The 18,540-nt window shown below is 67.7% G+C and carries 17 protein-coding genes and 1 pseudogene; 9 read left to right on the top strand and 9 right to left on the bottom strand.

Annotation, left to right across the window (positions count from 1 at the left end; translation table 11 throughout):
• Positions 1–2,646 (bottom strand): alanine--tRNA ligase, encoded by a 2,646-nt coding sequence (gene alaS, locus IEX93_RS03375; RefSeq protein ID WP_188846460.1) that lies wholly within the window; start codon positions 2,644–2,646, stop codon positions 1–3.
• 8 nt (positions 2,647–2,654) lie between these two features.
• On the bottom strand, positions 2,655–3,038 hold the full coding sequence (locus IEX93_RS03380) for a M67 family metallopeptidase (protein WP_188846462.1): 384 nt from the start codon (positions 3,036–3,038) through the stop codon (positions 2,655–2,657).
• 47 nt (positions 3,039–3,085) lie between these two features.
• On the opposite strand from IEX93_RS03380, the gene IEX93_RS03385 reads away from it, so the two are divergent.
• The 6 genes and pseudogenes from IEX93_RS03385 (at position 3,086) to IEX93_RS03410 (ending at position 11,105) form a co-directional block, all read left to right on the top strand.
• Entirely contained in the window at positions 3,086–5,065 is a 1,980-nt protein-coding gene (locus tag IEX93_RS03385) for an elongation factor G (RefSeq protein WP_188846464.1), read from the top strand.
• A complete protein-coding gene (locus tag IEX93_RS03390) occupies positions 5,066–5,959 on the top strand; it encodes an AAA family ATPase (RefSeq protein WP_188846466.1) in 894 nt (297 codons plus the stop codon).
• A pseudogene (ppsA, locus tag IEX93_RS11700) lies at positions 5,956–8,343 on the top strand (phosphoenolpyruvate synthase). Before IEX93_RS03390 ends, ppsA begins: the two are co-directional and overlap by 4 nt.
• An 8-nt stretch (positions 8,344–8,351) precedes the next feature.
• The gene (gene trhA / locus IEX93_RS03400; RefSeq protein ID WP_188846475.1) at positions 8,352–8,969 is read left to right on the top strand and encodes a PAQR family membrane homeostasis protein TrhA; all 618 of its coding nucleotides are present in this window, start codon (positions 8,352–8,354) and stop codon (positions 8,967–8,969) included.
• Between the two features lie 34 nt (positions 8,970–9,003).
• Positions 9,004–9,678 carry a response regulator transcription factor gene (locus IEX93_RS03405; RefSeq protein ID WP_188846477.1) on the top strand — a complete coding sequence of 225 codons (675 nt, stop codon included), beginning with the start codon at positions 9,004–9,006 and terminating at the stop codon, positions 9,676–9,678.
• A gap of 20 nt (positions 9,679–9,698) precedes the next feature.
• Positions 9,699–11,105, top strand: a complete 1,407-nt coding sequence (locus tag IEX93_RS03410; RefSeq protein WP_188846479.1) for a sensor histidine kinase — start codon at positions 9,699–9,701, stop codon at positions 11,103–11,105.
• Here IEX93_RS03410 and IEX93_RS03415 read toward each other — a convergent pair.
• From IEX93_RS03415 to IEX93_RS03440, 6 genes are all read right to left on the bottom strand, one after another.
• Positions 11,059–11,199: a DUF2089 domain-containing protein gene (locus IEX93_RS03415; protein ID WP_229906087.1), complete on the bottom strand. Its 141-nt coding sequence runs from the start codon at positions 11,197–11,199 to the stop codon at positions 11,059–11,061. The genes IEX93_RS03410 and IEX93_RS03415 overlap by 47 nt on opposite strands.
• A 14-nt stretch (positions 11,200–11,213) precedes the next feature.
• On the bottom strand, positions 11,214–11,957 hold the full coding sequence (gene ccsA, locus IEX93_RS03420; RefSeq protein ID WP_188846487.1) for a cytochrome c biogenesis protein CcsA: 744 nt from the start codon (positions 11,955–11,957) through the stop codon (positions 11,214–11,216).
• The gene (gene hemA / locus IEX93_RS03425) at positions 11,954–13,126 is read right to left on the bottom strand and encodes a glutamyl-tRNA reductase (protein WP_188846489.1); all 1,173 of its coding nucleotides are present in this window, start codon (positions 13,124–13,126) and stop codon (positions 11,954–11,956) included. Before hemA ends, ccsA begins: the two co-directional genes overlap by 4 nt.
• A 122-nt stretch (positions 13,127–13,248) precedes the next feature.
• Positions 13,249–13,929: a uroporphyrinogen-III synthase gene (locus IEX93_RS03430; RefSeq protein ID WP_188846491.1), complete on the bottom strand. Its 681-nt coding sequence runs from the start codon at positions 13,927–13,929 to the stop codon at positions 13,249–13,251.
• Positions 13,901–14,266 (bottom strand): carboxymuconolactone decarboxylase family protein, encoded by a 366-nt coding sequence (locus tag IEX93_RS03435; RefSeq protein ID WP_188846493.1) that lies wholly within the window; start codon positions 14,264–14,266, stop codon positions 13,901–13,903. The genes IEX93_RS03430 and IEX93_RS03435 overlap by 29 nt, the downstream gene beginning before the upstream one ends.
• Complete coding sequence (locus tag IEX93_RS03440; RefSeq protein WP_188846495.1) at positions 14,263–14,922, bottom strand: HAD family hydrolase; 660 nt, start codon at positions 14,920–14,922, stop codon at positions 14,263–14,265. Before IEX93_RS03440 ends, IEX93_RS03435 begins: the two co-directional genes overlap by 4 nt.
• An 81-nt stretch (positions 14,923–15,003) precedes the next feature.
• On the opposite strand from IEX93_RS03440, the gene IEX93_RS03445 reads away from it, so the two are divergent.
• The 3 genes from IEX93_RS03445 to purB are packed head-to-tail and all read left to right on the top strand — an operon-like array spanning position 15,004 to position 17,460.
• Positions 15,004–15,564 (top strand): YceI family protein, encoded by a 561-nt coding sequence (locus tag IEX93_RS03445; RefSeq protein WP_188846497.1) that lies wholly within the window; start codon positions 15,004–15,006, stop codon positions 15,562–15,564.
• Positions 15,561–16,139 carry an intradiol ring-cleavage dioxygenase gene (locus IEX93_RS03450; protein ID WP_188846499.1) on the top strand — a complete coding sequence of 193 codons (579 nt, stop codon included), beginning with the start codon at positions 15,561–15,563 and terminating at the stop codon, positions 16,137–16,139. The genes IEX93_RS03445 and IEX93_RS03450 overlap by 4 nt, the downstream gene beginning before the upstream one ends.
• Positions 16,140–16,149: 10 nt before the next feature.
• Positions 16,150–17,460 (top strand): adenylosuccinate lyase, encoded by a 1,311-nt coding sequence (gene purB, locus IEX93_RS03455; protein ID WP_188846502.1) that lies wholly within the window; start codon positions 16,150–16,152, stop codon positions 17,458–17,460.
• 200 nt (positions 17,461–17,660) lie between these two features.
• Here purB and IEX93_RS03460 read toward each other — a convergent pair whose 3' ends face one another.
• Entirely contained in the window at positions 17,661–18,257 is a 597-nt protein-coding gene (locus IEX93_RS03460) for a transposase (protein ID WP_188846505.1), read from the bottom strand.
• Between the last annotated feature and the right edge of the window lie 283 nt (positions 18,258–18,540).

Here is an 18,540-nt window from a genome sequence, read left to right on the forward strand (position 1 = left end):
TCAGGGCAAAAGCCCGGGCAGGGCCTCCCGGGCCTTCTCCGCCTCCAGCCCCGCCCCCTGGGCCAAGGCCCCCTTGCCGCCCCCCCGGCCCCCCGCCGCCTGGGTGAGGGCGCGGAAGAGGGCGCCGGCCTCGAGGCCCTTTTCCTGGGCCTTCGGGGAAAGCTTCAGCACCGCCTGCCCCCCGGAAAGCACCAAGGCCACGTCCGCCCCCCGGGCCACCAGGTCGTCTGCCGCCTGGCGGAGGGCCTTGGCGTCCAGGCCGGGAAGCTCCGCCACCGTCCACTTCAGGCCCCCCTTCTCCTCCAGGGAAGGCCCCCCGCCCCCCAAGGCCGCCTGGACCAAGCGGGCCTTGAGGCGTTCCACCTCCCGCTCCTTCTCCTTGAGCTCGGCAAGGAGCTTCTCCAGCCGCTCCTCCAGGGCAGCCTCCCCCACCTCGAGGCGCTCGGCAAGGGCCTTCAGGCGGTTTAGGCTCCCCCGGGCGAAGCGGATGGCGGCCTCCCCCGCCACCGCCTCTATACGGCGCACCCCGGCGGAGACCGCCTCCTCGCTCCGGATGAGGAAGGCCCCGATCTCCCCGGTACGGCGCACGTGGCACCCGCCGCAAAGCTCCTTGGACTCGAGGCCGGGCAGGGGGCTTCCCTCCACCCGCACCACGCGGACCACCTCCCCGTACTTCTCCCCGAAGAGGGCCATGGCCCCCTCCTTCTTGGCCTCCTCCAGGGGCATGTAGCGCCAGGTGACGGGGAAGTCGGCCATGATCCAGCGGTTGATGAGAAGCTCAATCCGCTCCAGCTCCTCGGGCTTCAAGGGCTCGGGGTGGGTGAAGTCAAAGCGGAGGCGGTCTGGGGCCACCAGGCTTCCCGCCTGGCGCACGTGGGGGCCCAAGACCGCCCGAAGGGCGGCGTGGAGGAGGTGGGTGGCGGTGTGGTGGCGCTCGGTATCCCGCCTTTTCGGGTCCACCACCGCCCGCACCCGCTCCCCTACCCTCAGCACCCCTTCCTCCACCCGGGCCTTATGGAGAAAGATCCCCCGCTCGGTCTTCTTGGTGGTCTCCACCCGGGCCCGGCCCCCCGGCCACTCCAGAAGGCCAAAGTCCCCGATCTGGCCGCCTCCCTCGGCATAGAAGGGGGTCTTGTCCAGAACCACCTGGACCTCGGTGCCGGGGCCCGCCTCCAAAAGGCTTTGGTCCCCGGCGAGGAGGGCCAGGACCTCGGCCTCGGCCTCAAGGGTGTTGTAGCCCAGAAACTCCGTGGCCCCCCGCTCGGCGTAAAGCTCCTCCAGGACCTGGGCGCTTTTCTTGAAGATCTCCCGCTCAAAGGCCATGGCGGCCCGGGAGCGCTCTTGTTGCTCCTCCAGGGCCTCCTTAAACCCCTCGGTGTCCACGCCGAAGCCCCTTTCGGCGGCGATCTCCACGGTGAGGTCCAGGGGGAAGCCGTAGGTGTCGTAAAGCCTGAAGGCCTCCCGCCCGGGCAGCACCTCCCCCGGCTTCAGCCCGGAAAGGAGGGCGTCCAGGCGCTTGAGGCCCCCCTCCAGGGTCTCCAGGAAGCGCTCCTCCTCGAGGCGGATCTGCTTCTCCACCGCCGGGAGGTTTTCCCGCATCTCCGGGTAGAAGTCCCCAAGAAGCTCGGCCACCAGGGGGGCGAGCCGGTGGAGGAAGGGCTCGGCAAGCCCCAGGAGGTAGCCGTGCCTAAGGGCCCGGCGGAGGAGGCGGCGGATCACGTAGCCCCGGCCGGTGTTGGAAAAGGTCACCCCGTCGGCCAAGGCCGCCACCACCGCCCGCACGTGGTCGGCGATGACCCGGTGGCTCACGCTTTCCTTGCCCTGGTAGGGCTTGCCGCTCCAGCGGGCCACCTCCTCAATGAGGGGGTAGAAGGTGTCCGTGCGGTAGAAGTCTTCCACGTCCTGGAGGATGGCCGCCACCCGGTAGAGGCCCATGCCCGTGTCGATGTTCTTCTGAGGCAGGGGCTTGAGGATCCCGGGGCCGGGGATGGGGCCTTGGCGGTCGTACTGGGTGAAGACCAGGTTCCAGATCTCCACGAAGCGGTCCCCGCTTCCCGTGTTGGGGCCGGTCTCGTCGGGGGTGCCGTAGGCGGGGCCCCGGTCGTAGAAGATCTCCGAGCAGGGGCCGCTAGGCCCGTTGGGCCCGTGGGTGATGGCCCCGCCCGGCCAGTAGTTCTCGTCCTCGCCGAAGCGGCCAATCCTCTCCTCGGGAACCCCCACCAGGTCGCGCCAGATCCCGTAGGCCTCGTCGTCGTCCTGGAAGACGGTGACCCAAAGCCGGTTGGGGTCCAGCTTCAGGTGCTCCGTGAGGAACTCCCAGGCCCAGAGGATGGCCTCCTTCTTGAAGTAGTCCCCGAAGGAGAAGTTGCCCAGCATCTCAAAGAAGGTGTTGTGCCGCCCCGTGCGGCCCACGTTCTCTATGTCCCCCACCCTCAGGCACTTCTGGCAGGTGGTGACCCGGCGCCACTCCTTGCCGAAGAAGATGGGCTTCGCCCCCAGGAAGTAGGGCTTCAAGGGGGCCATCCCCGCCGAGGTGAAGAGAAGGGAAGGGTCGTTCTCGGGGATCAGGCTAAAGGAGGGAAGCCGTAGGTGGCCCTTGCCCTCAAAGAAGGAAAGAAACGCCTCTCGGATCTCCGCCGTGCGCATCCCTCTGATTATAGGACCACGAGGGGCACCTCCTCCCCCTCGGGGAGGAGGAAGGCCCGGACCCCGTCGGTGCCGAAGATCACGTAGGGCACCCGCCAGCGGGCCTCCTTGCGGTCCGTGGGACTGGGAAAGGCAGGCCCCCTGGGGTGGGAGTGGTAGATGGCGAGGAGGCTCAAGCCCTCCCCTTCCAGCGCCTTGAGGGCCTTGAGGAGGGCTAGAGGCTCCGCCAGGTAGCCCACCTCCGGGTGGGGGTGGACGTTGGGCAAGGGGATGACCTTTTCCACCTCCCGCCTACCCCCCCAAAGCCCCACCCCCTCCTTGGGGGCCTCCCTTTGCAGGTGGGCCCGGGTTTCTTGCAAAAGCCTCCTGGGAACGTAGAGGACCTGGGACAATCGCCCCCTCCTTAGCCCTATACTATGGGCACCAAGAAGGAGGGAACATGATCCGGACCCTCGCCCTGGTGGGCCACGCGAGAAGCGGCAAAACCACCCTCACGGAAGCGCTCCTTTACCACACGGGGGTCAAGGAGCGCATGGGGCGGGTGGAGGAGGGCACCACCACCACCGACTACACCCCCGAGGCCAAGCTCCACCGCACCACGGTGCGCACCGGGGTGGCCCCCCTCCTTTACCGGGGCCACCGCCTCTTCCTCCTGGACGCCCCCGGCTACGGGGACTTCGTGGGGGAGATCCGGGGGGCTTTGGAGGCGGCGGACGCCGCCCTCGTGGCGGTCTCAGCGGAAAGCGGGGTCCAGGTGGGGACGGAGAGGGCCTGGACCGTGGCGGAAAGGCTCGGCCTCCCCCGGATGGTGGTGGTGACCAAGCTGGACAAGGGCGGGGACTACTACGCCCTCCTCCAGGACCTCCGGGCCACCTTGGGGCCCATCCTCCCCATAGACCTGCCCCTCTACGAGGGGGGGAAGTGGGTGGGCCTCGTGGACGTCTTCCACGGCAAGGCCTACCGCTACGAGGGCGGCAAGGAGGTGGAGGTGGCGGTGCCCGAGGAGGAAAAGACCCGGGTGGAAAGCTTCCGCCAGGAGGTCCTCGAGGCCATCGTGGAGACGGACGAGGGCCTTTTGGAGAAGTACCTGGAAGGGGAGGAGGTCACGGGGGAAGCCCTGGAGAAGGCCTTCCACGAGGCGGTGCGGAAAGGCCTCCTCTACCCTGTGGCCCTGGCCTCCGGGGAAACGGGCATCGGGGTCCTGCCCCTTTTGGACCTGGTCCTGGAGGCCCTCCCCTCCCCCACGGAGCGCTTCGGGGAGGGCCCCGCCCTGGCCAAGGTCTTCAAGGTGCAGGTGGACCCCTTCATGGGCCAGGTGGCCTACGTGCGCCTCTACCGGGGCCAGCTAAGCCCCGGGGACACCCTCCAAAGCGAGGCCGGGCCGGTGCGCCTCCCCCACCTCTACGTGCCCATGGGGAAGGATCTTCTGGAGGTGGAGGCGGCCGAGGCCGGGTACATCCTGGGCCTCCCCAAAGCGGACGGGCTCCACCGGGGCATGGTCCTCTGGCAAGGGGAAAAGCCGGAAAGCGAGGCCGTTCCCTTCGCCCGCCTGCCCGACCCCAACGTCCCCGTGACCTTAAGACCCAAGGGGCGCACGGACGAGGCCAGGCTGGGGGAGGCCTTGAGGAAGCTTCTAGAGGAGGACCCAAGCCTGAAGCTAGAGCGGCAGGAGGAGACCGGGGAGCTTCTCCTGTGGGGGCACGGGGAGCTCCACCTCACCACCGCCAAGGAGCGCCTTTCGGACCACGGGGTGGAGGTGGAGTTCTCCGTGCCCAAGGTGCCCTACCGGGAGGCCATCAAGAAGGTGGCCGAGGGCCAGGGCAAGTACAAGAAGCAAACCGGGGGCCACGGCCAGTACGGGGACGTGTGGCTGAGGCTGGAGCCCGCAAGCGCCTACAGCTTTGAGTGGCGGATCACCGGCGGGGTCATCCCCAGCAAGTACCAGGAGGCCATAGAGAAGGGGATCCTCGAGGCCGCCAAAAAGGGCGTTCTTGCGGGCTACCCGGTGATGGGCTTCAGGGCCATCGTCTACAACGGCTCCTACCACGAGGTGGACTCCTCCGACCTCGCCTTCCAGATCGCCGCCAGCCTCGCCTTCAAAAAGGTCATGGCCGAGGCGAACCCCACGCTCCTGGAGCCCATCTACCGCCTCAAGGTCCTCGTCCCCCAGGAGCGGGTGGGGGATGTCCTCTCCGACCTTCAAGCCCGGCGGGGCCGCATCCTGGGCATGGAGCAGGAGGGGGCCCTGAGCGTGGTCCAGGCGGAGGTGCCCTTGGCCGAGGTCCTGGAGTACTACAAGGCCCTCCCCAGCCTCACCGGGGGGGCGGGGGCCTACACCCTGGAGTTCAGCCACTACGCCGAGGTGCCCCCCCACCTGGCCCAAAGGATCGTCCAGGAGCGCCGCGCCCAGGGGGAGTAGATGGAAGCCCTAAGGCGCCTCCAGGAGGCTTTAAACCAGACCCTCTTCGGCCAGGAGGAGGCCATAGAGGCCCTCCTGGCCACCCTCCTCGCCGGCGGGCACGCCCTTTTGGAGGGGATGCCGGGCCTTGGGAAGACCCTCTTGGCGGAAAGCTTCGCCCGGGGAAGCGGCCTAAGCTACAAGCGCATCCAGTTCACCCCGGACCTCCTCCCCCAGGACCTCACGGGGAGCGAGGTTTTCCGGGAAGGCCGCTTCGTCTTCGTCCCGGGCCCCCTCTTCGCCCAGGTGGTCCTGGCGGACGAGATCAACCGGGCCCCGCCCAAGGTGCAGTCGGCCCTCCTCGAGGCCATGCAGGAGCGGGCGGTGACCGCAGGGGGGGTGCGCCACCCCCTGCCCGAGCCCTTCTTCGTCATCGCCACGCAAAACCCCCTGGAGCTGGAGGGCACCTACCCCTTGCCCGAGGCCCAGCTGGACCGCTTCACCGCCAAGATCTCCTTCCGCCCCCCAAGGCGGGAGGTGTGGCTTCGGATCCTCACCGAGGAGCCCAAGGCCCCAGACCCCCTCCCCGTGGACTTCCCTAAGGCCCAAAGGGAGGCGAAGGAGGTGCGGGTGGCCAAGGAGGCCCTTTCGGCCATCACCCACGTGGCCTTCCTCACCCAGGAGGACAGGCGCCTCCGCATGGGGCTTTCCCCCCGGGGGGCCAAGGCCTGGCTCGCCCTGGCCAAGGCCCTGGCCTACCTCCGGGAAAAGCCCTTCGTGGACTGGAAGGAGCTCAAGGACGCCGCCTTCCTCGCCCTCCCCCACCGCCTCTTCCTCACGGAGGAAGCCCTCTACGAGGGGGAAAGCGCCGAGGAGGTGCTGCGGGAAGCTTTAAGGAAAGGAGGGATTCCATGAGGTGGGTGCGGTTTTTCCACGAGGTGGGCCTCGAGGATGTGCCCCTGGTGGGCGGCAAAAACGCCTCCTTGGGGGAGATGATCCGGGAGCTTTCCCCCCTAGGGGTCAAGGTGCCCGGGGGGTTTGCCACCACCAGCGAGGCCTACTGGCACTTTCTGGAGCATAACGGCCTGAAGGAGGCCATCGCCAAGGAGCTAGAAGGGCTAGACCCGGAGGACCCCACGGCCCTGCAAAGGGCGAGCCGCCGCCTGCGGAACCTGATCCTGAAAGGGGAGTACCCTAAGGACCTCCGGGAGGAGATCCTGAAGGCCTACCGCAGGCTTTCCGAGGAGGCGGGGGAGGAGGAGATCCCCGTGGCCGTGCGCTCCAGTGCCACCGCCGAGGACCTGCCCACGGCGAGCTTCGCCGGGCAGCAGGAAAGCTACCTTTACGTGCGAGGGGAAGAGGACCTCCTCCTCCACGTGAAGCGGGCCATGGCAAGCCTCTTCAGCGGGCCATCAGCTACCGGGCCCACATGGGCTTTGACCACCTCAAGGTGGCCCTCTCCGTGGGGGTGCAGCGGATGGTGCGGGCGGATAGCGCCTCCAGCGGGGTCATCTTCACCTTGGACCCCGACACCGGGCACCGGGGCTTCGTCTACGTCACGGCCATCTATGGCCTGGGGGAGAACATCGTCCAGGGGCGGGTGATCCCGGACGGGTACTACGTGCACAAGGAAGCCCTCAAGGCGGGGTACAAAGCCTTGGTCTACAAGCGCCTGGGGGCCAAGGAGCTCACCCTGGTCTACGACCCCAAGGAGGGCCGCCTGAAGAACCGCCCCACGCCCGTCTACCTGCGCCAGCGCTTCGCCCTCGAGGACGAGGAGGTCCTCCGCCTCGCCGACTGGTCCTTGAAAATTGAGGCGCACTACTCCAAGAAGCGGGGAAGCCCCACCCCCATGGACATTGAGTGGGCCAAGGACGGCCCCACGGGGGAGCTTTTCATCCTCCAGGCCCGGCCCGAGACGGTCCACTCGCAAAAAAGCCCCGTGCTCCGGGTCTACCGCCTCCGGGAAAGGGGCGAGGTCCTGGCCGAGGGCCTGGCGGTGGGAGAGACCATCGCCACGGGCAAAGCCCGCATCCTCAAGGACCCCAAGGAGATGGACCGCTTCCGGGAGGGCGAGGTCCTCGTCACCGAGACCACCAACCCCGACTGGGAACCCATCATGAAGAAGGCGGCGGCCATCGTCACCGAAAGGGGCGGGCGCACCTCCCACGCCGCCATCGTGGCCCGGGAGCTGGGGGTGCCGGCGGTGGTGGGGGCGGTGGGGGCCACCCGGAGCATCCCCGAAGGGGAGGCGGTGACCGTCTCCTGCGCCGAGGGGGAGAAAGGCCGGGTCTAGCGGGGAAGCCTGGCCTTTGAGGTGGAGGAGATCCGCCCCGAAACCCTTCCCCGGACCAGGACCCGGATCCTGGTCAACGTGGGCACCCCGGAGGAGGCCCTAAGGGTGAGCCTCCTCCCCACGGACGGGGTGGGGCTTGCCCGGATGGAGTTCATCTTCGCAAGCCACGTCCGGGTCCACCCCCTGGCCCTCACCCGGTTTGAGATCCTTCCCCCCGAGGTGAAGCGCCAGGTGGAGGAGCTCACCGAGGCCTACCGCGACAAGCGGGCCTACTTCGTGGAGACCTTAAGCCAAGGCATCGCCCTCATCGCCGCCGCCTTCCACCCGAGGCCGGTGATCCTCCGCTTCTCCGACTTCAAGACCAACGAGTACGCCCGGCTTGTGGGCGGGCACCTCTTTGAGCCCAAGGAGGAAAACCCCTGCTGGGCTGGCGGGGGCGAGCCGCTACTACCACCCGGACTACAAGGAGGGCTTCCTCCTGGAGGTGGCCGCGGTGAAGCGGGTGCGGGAGGAGACGGGCCTTAAAAACCTACACGTGATGGTCCCCTTCTGCCGCACCCCCGAGGAGGGGGAGAAGGTCCTAAAGGCCATGGCGGAAGGGGGGCTTAGGCGGGGAGAGGAGGGCCTCGAGGTCTACGTGATGGCGGAGATCTTCTCCAACGTCCTCGAGGCCGAGGCCTTCGCCGAGCTCTTTGACGGCTTCTCCATCGGCTCCAACGACCTCACCCAGCTCGCCTTGGGCCTGGACCGGGACTCGGAAAGGGTGGGCCACCTCTTTGACGAGCGGCGGGAGACGGTGAAGCGCCTGGCGGCCATGCTCATTGAGAAGGCCCACGCCAAGGGGAAGAAGGTGGGGATCTGCGGCCAGGCCCCTTCCGACTACCCGGAGTTCGCCGCCTTCCTGGTGGAAAGGGGCATTGACTCCCTAAGCCTCAACCCCGATGCCCTCCTGCGCACGGGGCGCAAGGTGGCGGAGGTGGAAAAAACCCTCGGGATCGGGTAGCCTGGGGCATGGTCCGCGAGCCCTTCAACGCCCTAAGCCACGCCCTGGGGGTCCCCTTGGCCCTTCTGGGAAGCTTCTTCCTCTTCCTCCTGGCCCCCAAGGAGGCCTGGCCTGCCCTAGGGGTCTTCGGCCTCACCATGGCCCTCATGTTCGGGGCCAGCGCCCTCTACCACGCCCTACGGGTGGGAGACCGCCTCCTGGGCTGGCTCAGGCGGCTGGACCACGCCGCCATCTTTCTCTTCATCGCCGGAAGCTACACCCCCTTTCTCCTAGAGGGCCTCGAGGAGGGCCCCAGGGCCTTCGCCCTCGGGCTCGTCTGGGGGCTTGCCCTTCTGGGGGTGGGCTTCCGCCTCTTCTTCCTCCGGGCCCCCCGGTGGCTCTACACCCTGGCCTACCTGGGGCTTGGGTGGCTTTCCGTCTTGTTCCTGCCTCGCCTGGGCCTCTCCTTGCCCACCTTCCTCCTCCTCGGCCTCGGAGGGGTCTTCTACACCCTGGGGGCCCTGGTCTACGGGAGGAAGCGCCCCGACCCCTGGCCCGAGCGGGTGGGCTTCCACGGGCTTTGGCACGTCCTCGTCCTCCTGGGAAGCCTCTTTATGTACCTGGCGGTCTTGAGCCTCTACACCTAGCTTTCTCATGAGAAAGTGAGGTATCCTGAAGGGCATGGAACCCCCTCTGATCCTCATCGTGGAGGACGAGAAGGACATCGCCCGCTTCATTGAGCTGGAGCTCCAGGCGGAAGGCTACCGCACGGAAGTGGCCCACGACGGGATCACCGGCCTTTCCAAGTTCCGGGAGACCAACCCCAACCTGGTGATCCTGGACCTGATGCTCCCCGTCATGGACGGGATTGAGGTGGCCAAGCGGATCCGCAAGACCTCCAACGTGCCCATCCTCATCCTCACCGCCAAGGACCGGGTGGAGGACAAGGTGGAGGGCCTGGACGCCGGGGCGGACGACTATTTGGTGAAGCCCTTCTCCATAGAGGAGCTTCTCGCCCGGGTGCGGGCCCACCTGCGCCGGGTCACCCCGGCCATCACCGGGGAGATCCGGGTGGCGGACCTCATCATCAACCTGGAAGGAAGGGAGGTCTTCCGGGGAAGCCGCCGGATTGAGCTTTCCAACAAGGAGTTTGAGCTTTTGGAGCTCCTCGCCAAGAACCCGGGCAAGGTCTTCAGCCGCTACGAGATTGAGGAGAAGGTCTGGCCCGGCTACCAAGGGGGGAGCAACGTGGTGGACGTCTACATCGGCTACCTGCGCAAGAAGCTGGAGGCGGGGGGCGAGCGCCGCCTCATCCACACGGTGCGGGGGGTGGGGTACGTCCTCAGGGAGGACTAAGCCCAAGCCCCGGCCTCGGCATGACCCTTAGGACCCGGATCACCCTCCTCACGGCGGGGCTTCTCCTCGTGGCCTTTTTGGTCCTCGGCTTCGCCCTTGAGGGACTCCTTCGCAACTTCCTCTACGGGAGCCTGCGCGCCGACCTGAAGGAGGCGGCCAACCAGGTGGTGCGCCTCCTCAACCTGGGGGGGCAGGCCCTCTTGGAGGCCGGCCTCCCCCCGAGCCTTTACGCCGAGGTCCAGCTCCTCCCCGAGGAGGACCCGGCCCTCCTCGCCCGGGAAGGCGGGATCAGCCTGCAGAAAAGCCCCGCCCTGGGAAGCCAGCGCCTCCTCCTCCAGGAGGCGGACTACCGGACGCTTCTGGAGCGGGGAGAGGTGTGGGCCAAGGTGGAGCTTCCCCGGGAGGGGAGGCCCCTTCCCCTCTTGGTCTACGCCCGGCGGGTGGAGGTAAACGTGGCAGGCTCGGTGTGGGAGGGCGCCCTCCTGGTGGGCCGGCCCACAGAGGACCTCGAGGCCACCCTAAGCCAGTTCGCCCGCATCTACGCGGGCACGGCCCTCTTCGTCCTCCTCCTTTCCCTCTTCCTCGCCCGCGGCCTCGTGGCCCGGGCCCTAGAGCCCTTGGAGTGGGTGGCCAGGCGGGCCGAGGCCATGACGGAGCGCCCCGAGCCCCTGCCCGAGCCCGAGGGGGAGGACGAGGTGGCGAGCCTGGTCCGGGCCCTAAACGGGATGCTCTCCCGGATGCAGAAGGCCTTTGAGGCCCAGACCCGCTTCCTCCAGGACGCCTCCCACGAGCTCAGAACCCCCATCACCGCCATCCTGGGGCACGTGGGCTACCTCCTCCGCCGCACCCCCCTCACCGAGGCCCAGCGGGAAAGCCTGGAGATCGTGAAGCGGGAGGCGGAGCGGATGGGGAAGCTGGTCTCGGACCTTCTGGACCTTTCCCAAAGCGGCACCTGGCGCATAGAGCCCGTGCCCGTGCGGGTCCTGGACCTTTTGGAGGAGGTGCGGGAGGAGTTCAAACGGAGCTTTGAGGGGGAGATCCGGGTGGAGGCCCCCCCCGAGGTCTGGGTGCGGGGCGACCCCAACCGGCTCCACCAGGTCCTGGCCAACCTCCTCGCCAACGCCATCAAGGCCAAGGCCAAGACCATCCACCTCAAGGCCTTCGGGCTTGGGGAAAGGGTTTTGGTGCGGGTGGAGGACGACGGGGAGGGAATCCCCAAGGAGCACCTCCCCCACCTCTTTGAACGCTTCTACCGGGTGGACAAGGCAAGGGACCGGGAACGGGGCGGGTCGGGCCTGGGACTTGCCATCGTGAAGGCCATCCTCGAGGCCCACGGGGGGGAGGTCTGGGTGGAAAGCGAGGTGGGCAAGGGGACGGCCTTCAGCTTTTCCCTTCCCGCAAGCGGGCCACCGCCTCCTCCACCGTGATCTCCCCCTTGCGCAGGGCCTCCAGCACCTTAAGGCGGCTTTCCCCGGCCTCCGCCTCCTCCTCGTAGCCCAAGGCCTTGAGGAGGGCCCGCACGAAAGGCCGTGGGGCTACTGGAGCCTCGAGGGGTGCCGGGACCCCAGGAAAGGAGCCCCCAAAAAGGCGAAGAGGAGAAGGGCGTAGGCCAAAAGGAGAAGCCCCGCCCGGGGGTACCCCCGAAGCCTTTCCTCCAGGAGGAAATAAAGGGTGAGGGAAGCCCAGCCCAAAAGCACCGAAACCTCCTTGGGGTCTAGGCTAAGGGGGCTTCCGAAGTAGCCGAAGGCCCAGGCCATGCCGCTTCCCAAGCCCAAGGTGGTGGCCACGTACCCCACCCGCAGGTACCCCATCTCCAGCCGCCTCAGGCTCCAAAGGGGGGCGGCCTCCAGGGCCCGCTCGGGGGCCCGGCGGAGCCTTAAGTCCTGGAGGGCGCACATCACCCCCGCCCCCACCCCCACCGCAAGGGCCAGGTAGCCCACCAGAAAGGCCCCGGCGTGGAAGAGGGTGAGGGCCAAGGGAAGCCCTCCCCCAGGGTGGGGCAGGGCCTTGAGGGCGAAAAGCCCTAAGGCCAAGGCCAAGAAGCCCAGGTAGCGCCCCAAGGCCTTTAGCCTAGGCCGCTCCAAAAGGGTCTTCCCCCGGAGGGCAAGAAGCCCCCCCAGGACCAGGGCCACCTGGGCGGGCCCCGCCAGAAGGCCCTCCTCCCAGGCGTGGAGGAAGGCCGCCCCCAAAAGGGCAAGGCCCCCCAGGGCCAAGGCCCGGGGGAGGAAGACCCCCAAGGCCACGCCACCCACCCCGAGAAGGGCCAGGGCCAGGGTCATACCCGCCTGAGCTTAAGGAGGGCGCACTCCCCGGGGCAGGGAGGGCCCGCAAGCCGGGAAAGGGCGCGCCGTTTGAGGGAAAGGATCAAGGGGTGGGCGAGCCGGCCCGCCTCCTTGTGGAGCTCCACGGGGTCTTTCCCCAGGTCCCCTTGGGCCACCTGGGCTTTGGCCCAGGCCTCGAGGGCCCGGATGGCCTCCCGCACCCGGTGGCCGGCGTACCACTCCAGGTAGTCCCCGATCGCCTTCTCTATGAGGGCCTCCACCTTGGGGATCTCCCCCTCACGGGCCTTTAGGTTCCGGTCCACCACCCGCTTGAGGTCGTCCAGGTTGTAGAGGTAGGCGTGGGGAAGGCTTCCCACCCGGGGGTCAATGTTCCGGGGCAGGGCGATGTCAATGAGGAAGAGGGGTTTGGCCCGCTTGGGCAGGTCCTCCGGCCCCACCAGGTAGCGGGGGGCGGCGGCCGAGGCCACCACCAGATCCGCCTGGCGGAGGACCTGGGGAAGGGCGGGAAGGCCGTAGGCCTCGCCGCCAAAGCGCTCCGCCAGGGCCCGGGCCTTTTCCTCCGTGCGGTTCACCACGAGGATCCGCCCCACCCCGTGGGCCTTGAGGTGGGTGAGGAAGAGCTCCGCCATCTCCCCCGCCCCCAGCACGGCCACGGCAAGCCCGGAAAGGTCCCCGTAAACCGCCAGGGCCAGGTCCAAGGCGGCGTAGGCCACGCTCACCGCCCCCATGCCGATGCCCGTCTCGCTCCGGGCCCTTTTGCCCAGGGCGATGGCCGACTGGAAGGCCTTCTCCAGGAGGCTTTCCGTGGCGTTGTGCTTGCGGGCCAGGAAGAGGGCCTCCCGCACCTGGCCCAGGATCTGGGCCTCCCCCACCACCAAGGAGTCCAGCCCCGCCGCCACCCGGTAGAGGTGGCGGAGGGCCTCCACTCCCTCCTTCACGTAGAGGTGGTGGGGGCTCACCCCCCTCGCCAGGAGGAGGGCCTTGGCCTTCTCGGGGCTTCCCACCCCGTAGACCTCCGTGCGGTTGCAGGTGGAAAGGACCACCCCAAGGCCCAGGCGCCTAAGGGCGGCGGGGAGGGCCACCAGGGGGTCCAAGGCCGCCCTTTCCCGCACCTCCAGGGGGGCGGTCTTGTGGGAGAGGCCCACCAGGTAAAGGGGCAGGGCCATAGGCTTCCCCAAGTATAGGCCACCCAGGTAGGGACATTCGCCCTAAGTACCCCACTGCGGCGGGGGCGCCAAAAGGGGCTTCCCGAGCCTCATTTCGGGCACCCCGCGTCGCGTGCGGCCACTTAGCGCCCCAAGGCCCGGAGGATGGCCCCAAAAAGCCCCTCTAGGCCCGGGCTTTCCGCCTCCACCACGGGGAAGCCAAGCCTCCTCGCCTCCTCTCCGGTGCTCGGACCGATGCAGGCCGCCACGGGGCGCCTTGGGGTGTGGCGGGCGAAGGCCCTAACCCCGCTCGGGCTAAAGAAGGCCACCACCTGGGCCCTTTCCAGGAGGGCCTTTTCCCCGGGGGAAAGGGGCCTTTCCCGGGTGGCGTAGACCTCGAGGCGCTCCACCCGCACCCCCCGCGCCCTCAAGCCCTCCTCCAGGTCCTTCCCCGCCAGGTCCCCGGCTACGAAGAGGACCCTTTCCGCCGGGGGAAAGGTCTGGGCCAGGTCCTTCGCCGTGGCCCGAGGAGGGAGGAAAGCCGGGGGAAGCCCCCCCGCCCGCAGGACCTCCCCCGTCCCCTCCCCCACCGCCGCCACCTTAAGGGGGGGGTGGCCCGCCTCCTGCCAGGCCCCAAGGAGCCTTTTCGCCCCCTCCTTGGAGGTCACGGCCACGTAGTCCCAAGGCGCCAAGAGCCTCTTTGGAAGCTCCCCTAGCCCCGGGAGGTCCACCTGCTCCAAAAGGGCCACCTCCGCCGCCTCCACCCCCAAGGCGGCAAGCCTGTTTAGGAGCTCCTTATCCTTCCCCCGGGTCAGAAGAACCACGGCTTCTTAGCACCTTGTGAAAGAGCTTCATGGCGGCAAGGGCCCGGGGGAAGCCCAGAAAGAGGGCGGACTGGATTATAGCCTCCCGCACCTCCTCCTCCTTGGCCCCCACCCTTAAGGCCCCTTCCAGGTGGGTGGCGAGCTCCTTGGGGCTTCCCAGGGCGATGAGGGCGGTGATGGCGAGGAGTTCCCGGGTCTTCAGGTCCAGCCCGGGGCGGGCCAGGACCTCCTCGTAGGCGAAGTCCCGGATGTAGCGGAAAAGGTCCTCGTCCACCTCCTCGAGGCTTTCCTCAATGGCCTTTGCCTTCTCCCCCCAGATGGCCTCCCGGACGCTCATGGGAGAAAGTCTAGCACCGCGGAAAGGCGGGGAAGGGCCTTGGGGTTCTGCCCCAAGGGGTCAAAGAGGAGCGCCTTGACCCCGGCCGCCTCCGCCCCCAGGAGGTCCGCCTCCGAGTCCCCCACGTGCACCGCCTCCTCCGGGGCCACCCCAAGGGCCTCCAGGGCCTCCTGGAAGAGCCTGGGGTCGGGCTTGGCGTAGCCCGAGAGGGCGCTCACCGCGAGGTGCTGGAAGTAGCCCTTAAGGCCCACCACCTCCAGGATCTCCGGCAAGGTGACGTCCCAGTTGGAGACCACCGCAAGCCGGTAGCCCCGCTCCCTCAAGGCCTCCAAGACCTCCTTGGCCCCGGGGGTGAGGGGCCAGAGGGCGGGGTCTTTCCAGCGGGAGACCAGCTCCTGAGCCAGGGCCTCGGCGTGGGCCTCGAGGCCCATCCCCGCAAGGAGCCTCCGGTGGAAGGCCCGCCAGAGGGCGAGGGCGCTTTCCAGGTCCCGGGCCTTCAGGTGGTTTTCCTCGTAGAAGCGAAAGGCCTCCAGGGCCGCCTGCCTGGGGTCCTTGGTGGGCTTTAGGCCCCGCCTTTCCAGGAGAGGGAAAAGCCAGAAGCGGGGGTTTGCCAGGATCAAGGTGTTCCCCACGTCAAAGAGCACGGCCCGGACCATAGCTCAAGTCTATACCCCTTCCCTCTAACCCGGGGCTAACCCGGCCACGCTACGCTTTTCATAGCAAGGGGGTGAAAGGGGATGCGATGGCTCCTAGGAAGCCTGGCCCTTCTGGTACCGGCCCTGGCCCAGACCTTTGAGGTGGTCTCGGGGGAGGCCCGCTACCGGGTGCGGGAGCAGCTGGTCCAGATCGGCTTCGCCGAGGCCGTGGGCACTACGAAAGCGGTAAGCGGGCAGGTGGTCCTCCAGGGGAACCAAGTAAGCGGCCTTTTCACCGTGGACCTGAGGGAACTCAGGAGCGACCAGGCCCGGCGGGACAACTACCTGCGGCAGAACACCCTGGAAACCCACCGCTTCCCCACCGCCACCTTCCGCCCCAAAAGGGTGGAGGGCCTCCCCAACCCCTTCCCCCGAAGCGGCAAGGCGGTCTTACGGGTGGTGGGGGACCTCACCCTGAAGGACGTGACGGAGGAGGTGGTCTGGGAGGGGGAAGCGGAGTTCCGCGGCGATGAGGTGAGGGTCTTCCTGAAGACCGAGTTCCCCTTTGAGAAGTTCCGCCTGGCCCAGCCCCGGGTGTCGGTGGTCCTCAGCGTGGAAAACCGCATCCGGCTAGAGGCGGACCTGACCTTGAGGCGGAAATGAAGCGGCGCGCCTTTTTGGGGCTATTCCTCCTTCCCCTGGCCCGGGGGCAGGCCTGCACCCCCACCCCCGCCCTCACGGAAGGCCCCTACTACCTGCGGGAGGTGCCCAGGCGGCAGGACCTGCGGGAGGGGCTTTTTGGCGTTCCCTTGCGCCTTCTCCTTCGTGTGCAGGACCGGGCCTGCAGGCCCATGGGGGGAGTCCGGGTGGACCTCTGGCACGCGGACGCCCAAGGCCGCTACTCGGGGGTGCAGGCCCCCGGGGTCTTCTGCCGGGGCTGGCAGGCCACGGACGAGGGGGGAGAGGTGGCCTTCCTCACCCTCTTCCCCGGCTGGTACCCAGGCCGCACCCCCCACCTCCACCTGCGGGTGGAGGCGGGGGGCCGGGCCTTCGCCACCCAGCTCTTCTTCCCCGAGGAGGTCCAGCGGGCGGTCTACGCCAAGCCCCCTTACCGGGAGCGGGGGATGCCCCGGGTGGGAAACCGCCAAGACGGCCTCTTCCGGGCCGACCTCCTCCTTCCCCTAACCCCCGAAGGGGAAGGCTTCCTGGGGCGCTTCCTCCTCACCCTGCCGTGGTAGCGTAAGGGGCATGATCGCCCGCTACCAGACCCCGGAGATGGCCGCCCTCTGGTCCGAGGAGAACCGCTACCGGATGTGGGCCCTTGTGGAGGCCTACGCCCTCGAGGCCTGGGAGGCCCTGGGCCAGGTGCCTAAGGGCCTTGCGGCGAGGCTCCTTAAGAAGCTAGAGGAAAGGCCCCTGGACGCCGCCTTCGCCCAAAGGGTGGCGGAGCTGGAGGCGGTAACCCGGCACGACCTGGTGGCCTTCACCCGGGCCCTCGCCGAGTGGGCGGAAGACGAGGAGGTGGGCCGCTATCTCCACTTAGGCCTCACCAGCTCGGACATCGTGGACACGGCGCAAAACGCCCTCCTGGTGCGGGCCTTGGACCTCATCCTGGAAGAGCTACAAGGGGTAGCGGAGGCCCTTAAGCGCCTGGCCCTCCGCTACAAGCACACCCCCGCCATCGCCCGCACCCACGGGGTCCACGCCGAGCCCACGAGCTTTGGCCTAAGGTTCCTCTCCTTTCTCGCCGCCTTCCAAAGGGACGAGGAAAGGCTTAGGCGGGCGCGGGAGACCATCGGGGTCGCCATGCTCTCGGGCTCCGTGGGCAACTACGCCCACGTTCCCCCTGAGGTGGAGGCCCACGTGGCCGGGCGCCTCGGCCTCGAGCCCGAGCCCGTTTCCACCCAGGTGGTCCCCCGGGACCGGCACGCCGAGGTCCTCTCCGCCCTCGCCATCCTGGGAGGGAACCTGGAGCGGGTGGCGGTGGAGCTAAGGCACCTGCAGCGCACCGAGGTCCTCGAGGCCCAAGAGCCCTTCCGGGAGGGCCAGACGGGAAGCTCCTCCATGCCCCACAAGAAAAACCCCGTGAGCCTGGAAAACCTCACCGGGGTGGCGAGGCTCCTAAGGGGCTACCTCGTGCCCGTTCTGGAAAACATCGCCCTCTGGCACGAGCGGGACATCTCCCACTCCTCCGTGGAAAGGGTGGCCCTTCCCGACGCCACTACCCTGGCCCACTACGCCCTAAGGCGGCTTAGGGGGATCCTGGAAGGCCTCGAGGTCTTTGAGGAAAACCTAGCCAAAAACCTGGACCTCACCCGGGGCCTCGTCTACTCCCAGCAGGTCCTGAACGCCCTCATCCAAAGGGGCCTTCCCCGGGATCAGGCCTACGCCCTGGTCCAGCGGAACGCCCTAAGGAGCTGGGAGGAAGGGAAAAGCTTCCTTGAACTTCTGGAGCAAGATCCCGAAAACCCTTTAAAGGGCGAGGCCCTAAGGGCCCTCTTTGACCCCGCGCCCTTCCTCAAGCACGTGGACGCCATCTACGCCCGGTTTGGCCTTTAGCCCTTCACATGAACCCTGCCCTAAAACGTTCCGCTAAGGGGTGGTAAAGGTTGAACCGCTGTATCCGCCTCTGGGCCGAGAAGGCTTTAGGGCGGGGATCCCTGGGCTCCAGGACAAGCGAGGCCGTCGGGGATTGACCTCACACACCCCTCCTAGCCTCACCCAGCGCCAGCCTTGGGGGAGTTTGGAGGGCCCTTCGGTCATGGGCTTCCCTCCTGGGTGAACAGCTTCTCCCAAAGGTCATCCTTATCAACGGCCTGCGGGTTTTCCCGGTCCAGGTGCCAGCGCAACGGGTTTTCCGCGATGTATCGCCGTATGCGGTTTAGGGATTCGTCGTGGCGGATGATGTGTTCGTAATAGTTGCGTTGCCACAAACGCCGGCGAAACGGCGGCCAACCCCGGGTTTTCACCCCGTGAATGTATCCGACCGTGGTACGGGATTTAAACGCCCCAACGATATCCCCAACGGTAGGGGCAACCCTTGTGGTTGCCCCATCATGGGCAGGCACAAGGCCTGCCCCTACAGGATCGGTGATAACGAGGATGCCGTGAACATGATTGGGCATGACGACAAACGCATCCAATTCCACCCCAGGAAAACGTTTTGCTAACCTTTCCCATTCCGCAACCACCATCCGCCCCGCGTCGTTCAAGCGCATTGCATCGCCAACGACCTCCCCAAATAAACACGCGCGATCCTGCGTGCAAATGGTAACGAAATACGCCCCTGCCTGTGTGTAATCGTATCCCTTCAGGCGAAGGCTGCGCCGGTGGTGTCTTTCCGGGTCAAACCCCATGCTTTTCGCCTCCTTTGGGGTTGTTGCCAAGGCTGGGGTAAAAGTGCGGGTGTCCTTAAGTAGATCTTACCCCAGCGATCCTATGACATGCGGGGAAACCACCCCCCGCCGCTCCTAGCGCCGCGGTCCTGGGCTAGCCCCCAAGGGGCTAGCTGGAGAGCCCCCGGAAAAAGGGCGCCCCCTCGTGCCCACGGGGTCAGGGAAAGGATGCCCCATTTTCGGGTACCCGGGATGGAGCTGAAAGAGGCGCAAAGGCGCCAGGGCCAGGCGCATACCCCCCTTG

The organism is Thermus composti (assembly GCF_014647535.1).
Lineage (GTDB): Bacteria > Deinococcota > Deinococci > Deinococcales > Thermaceae > Thermus > Thermus composti.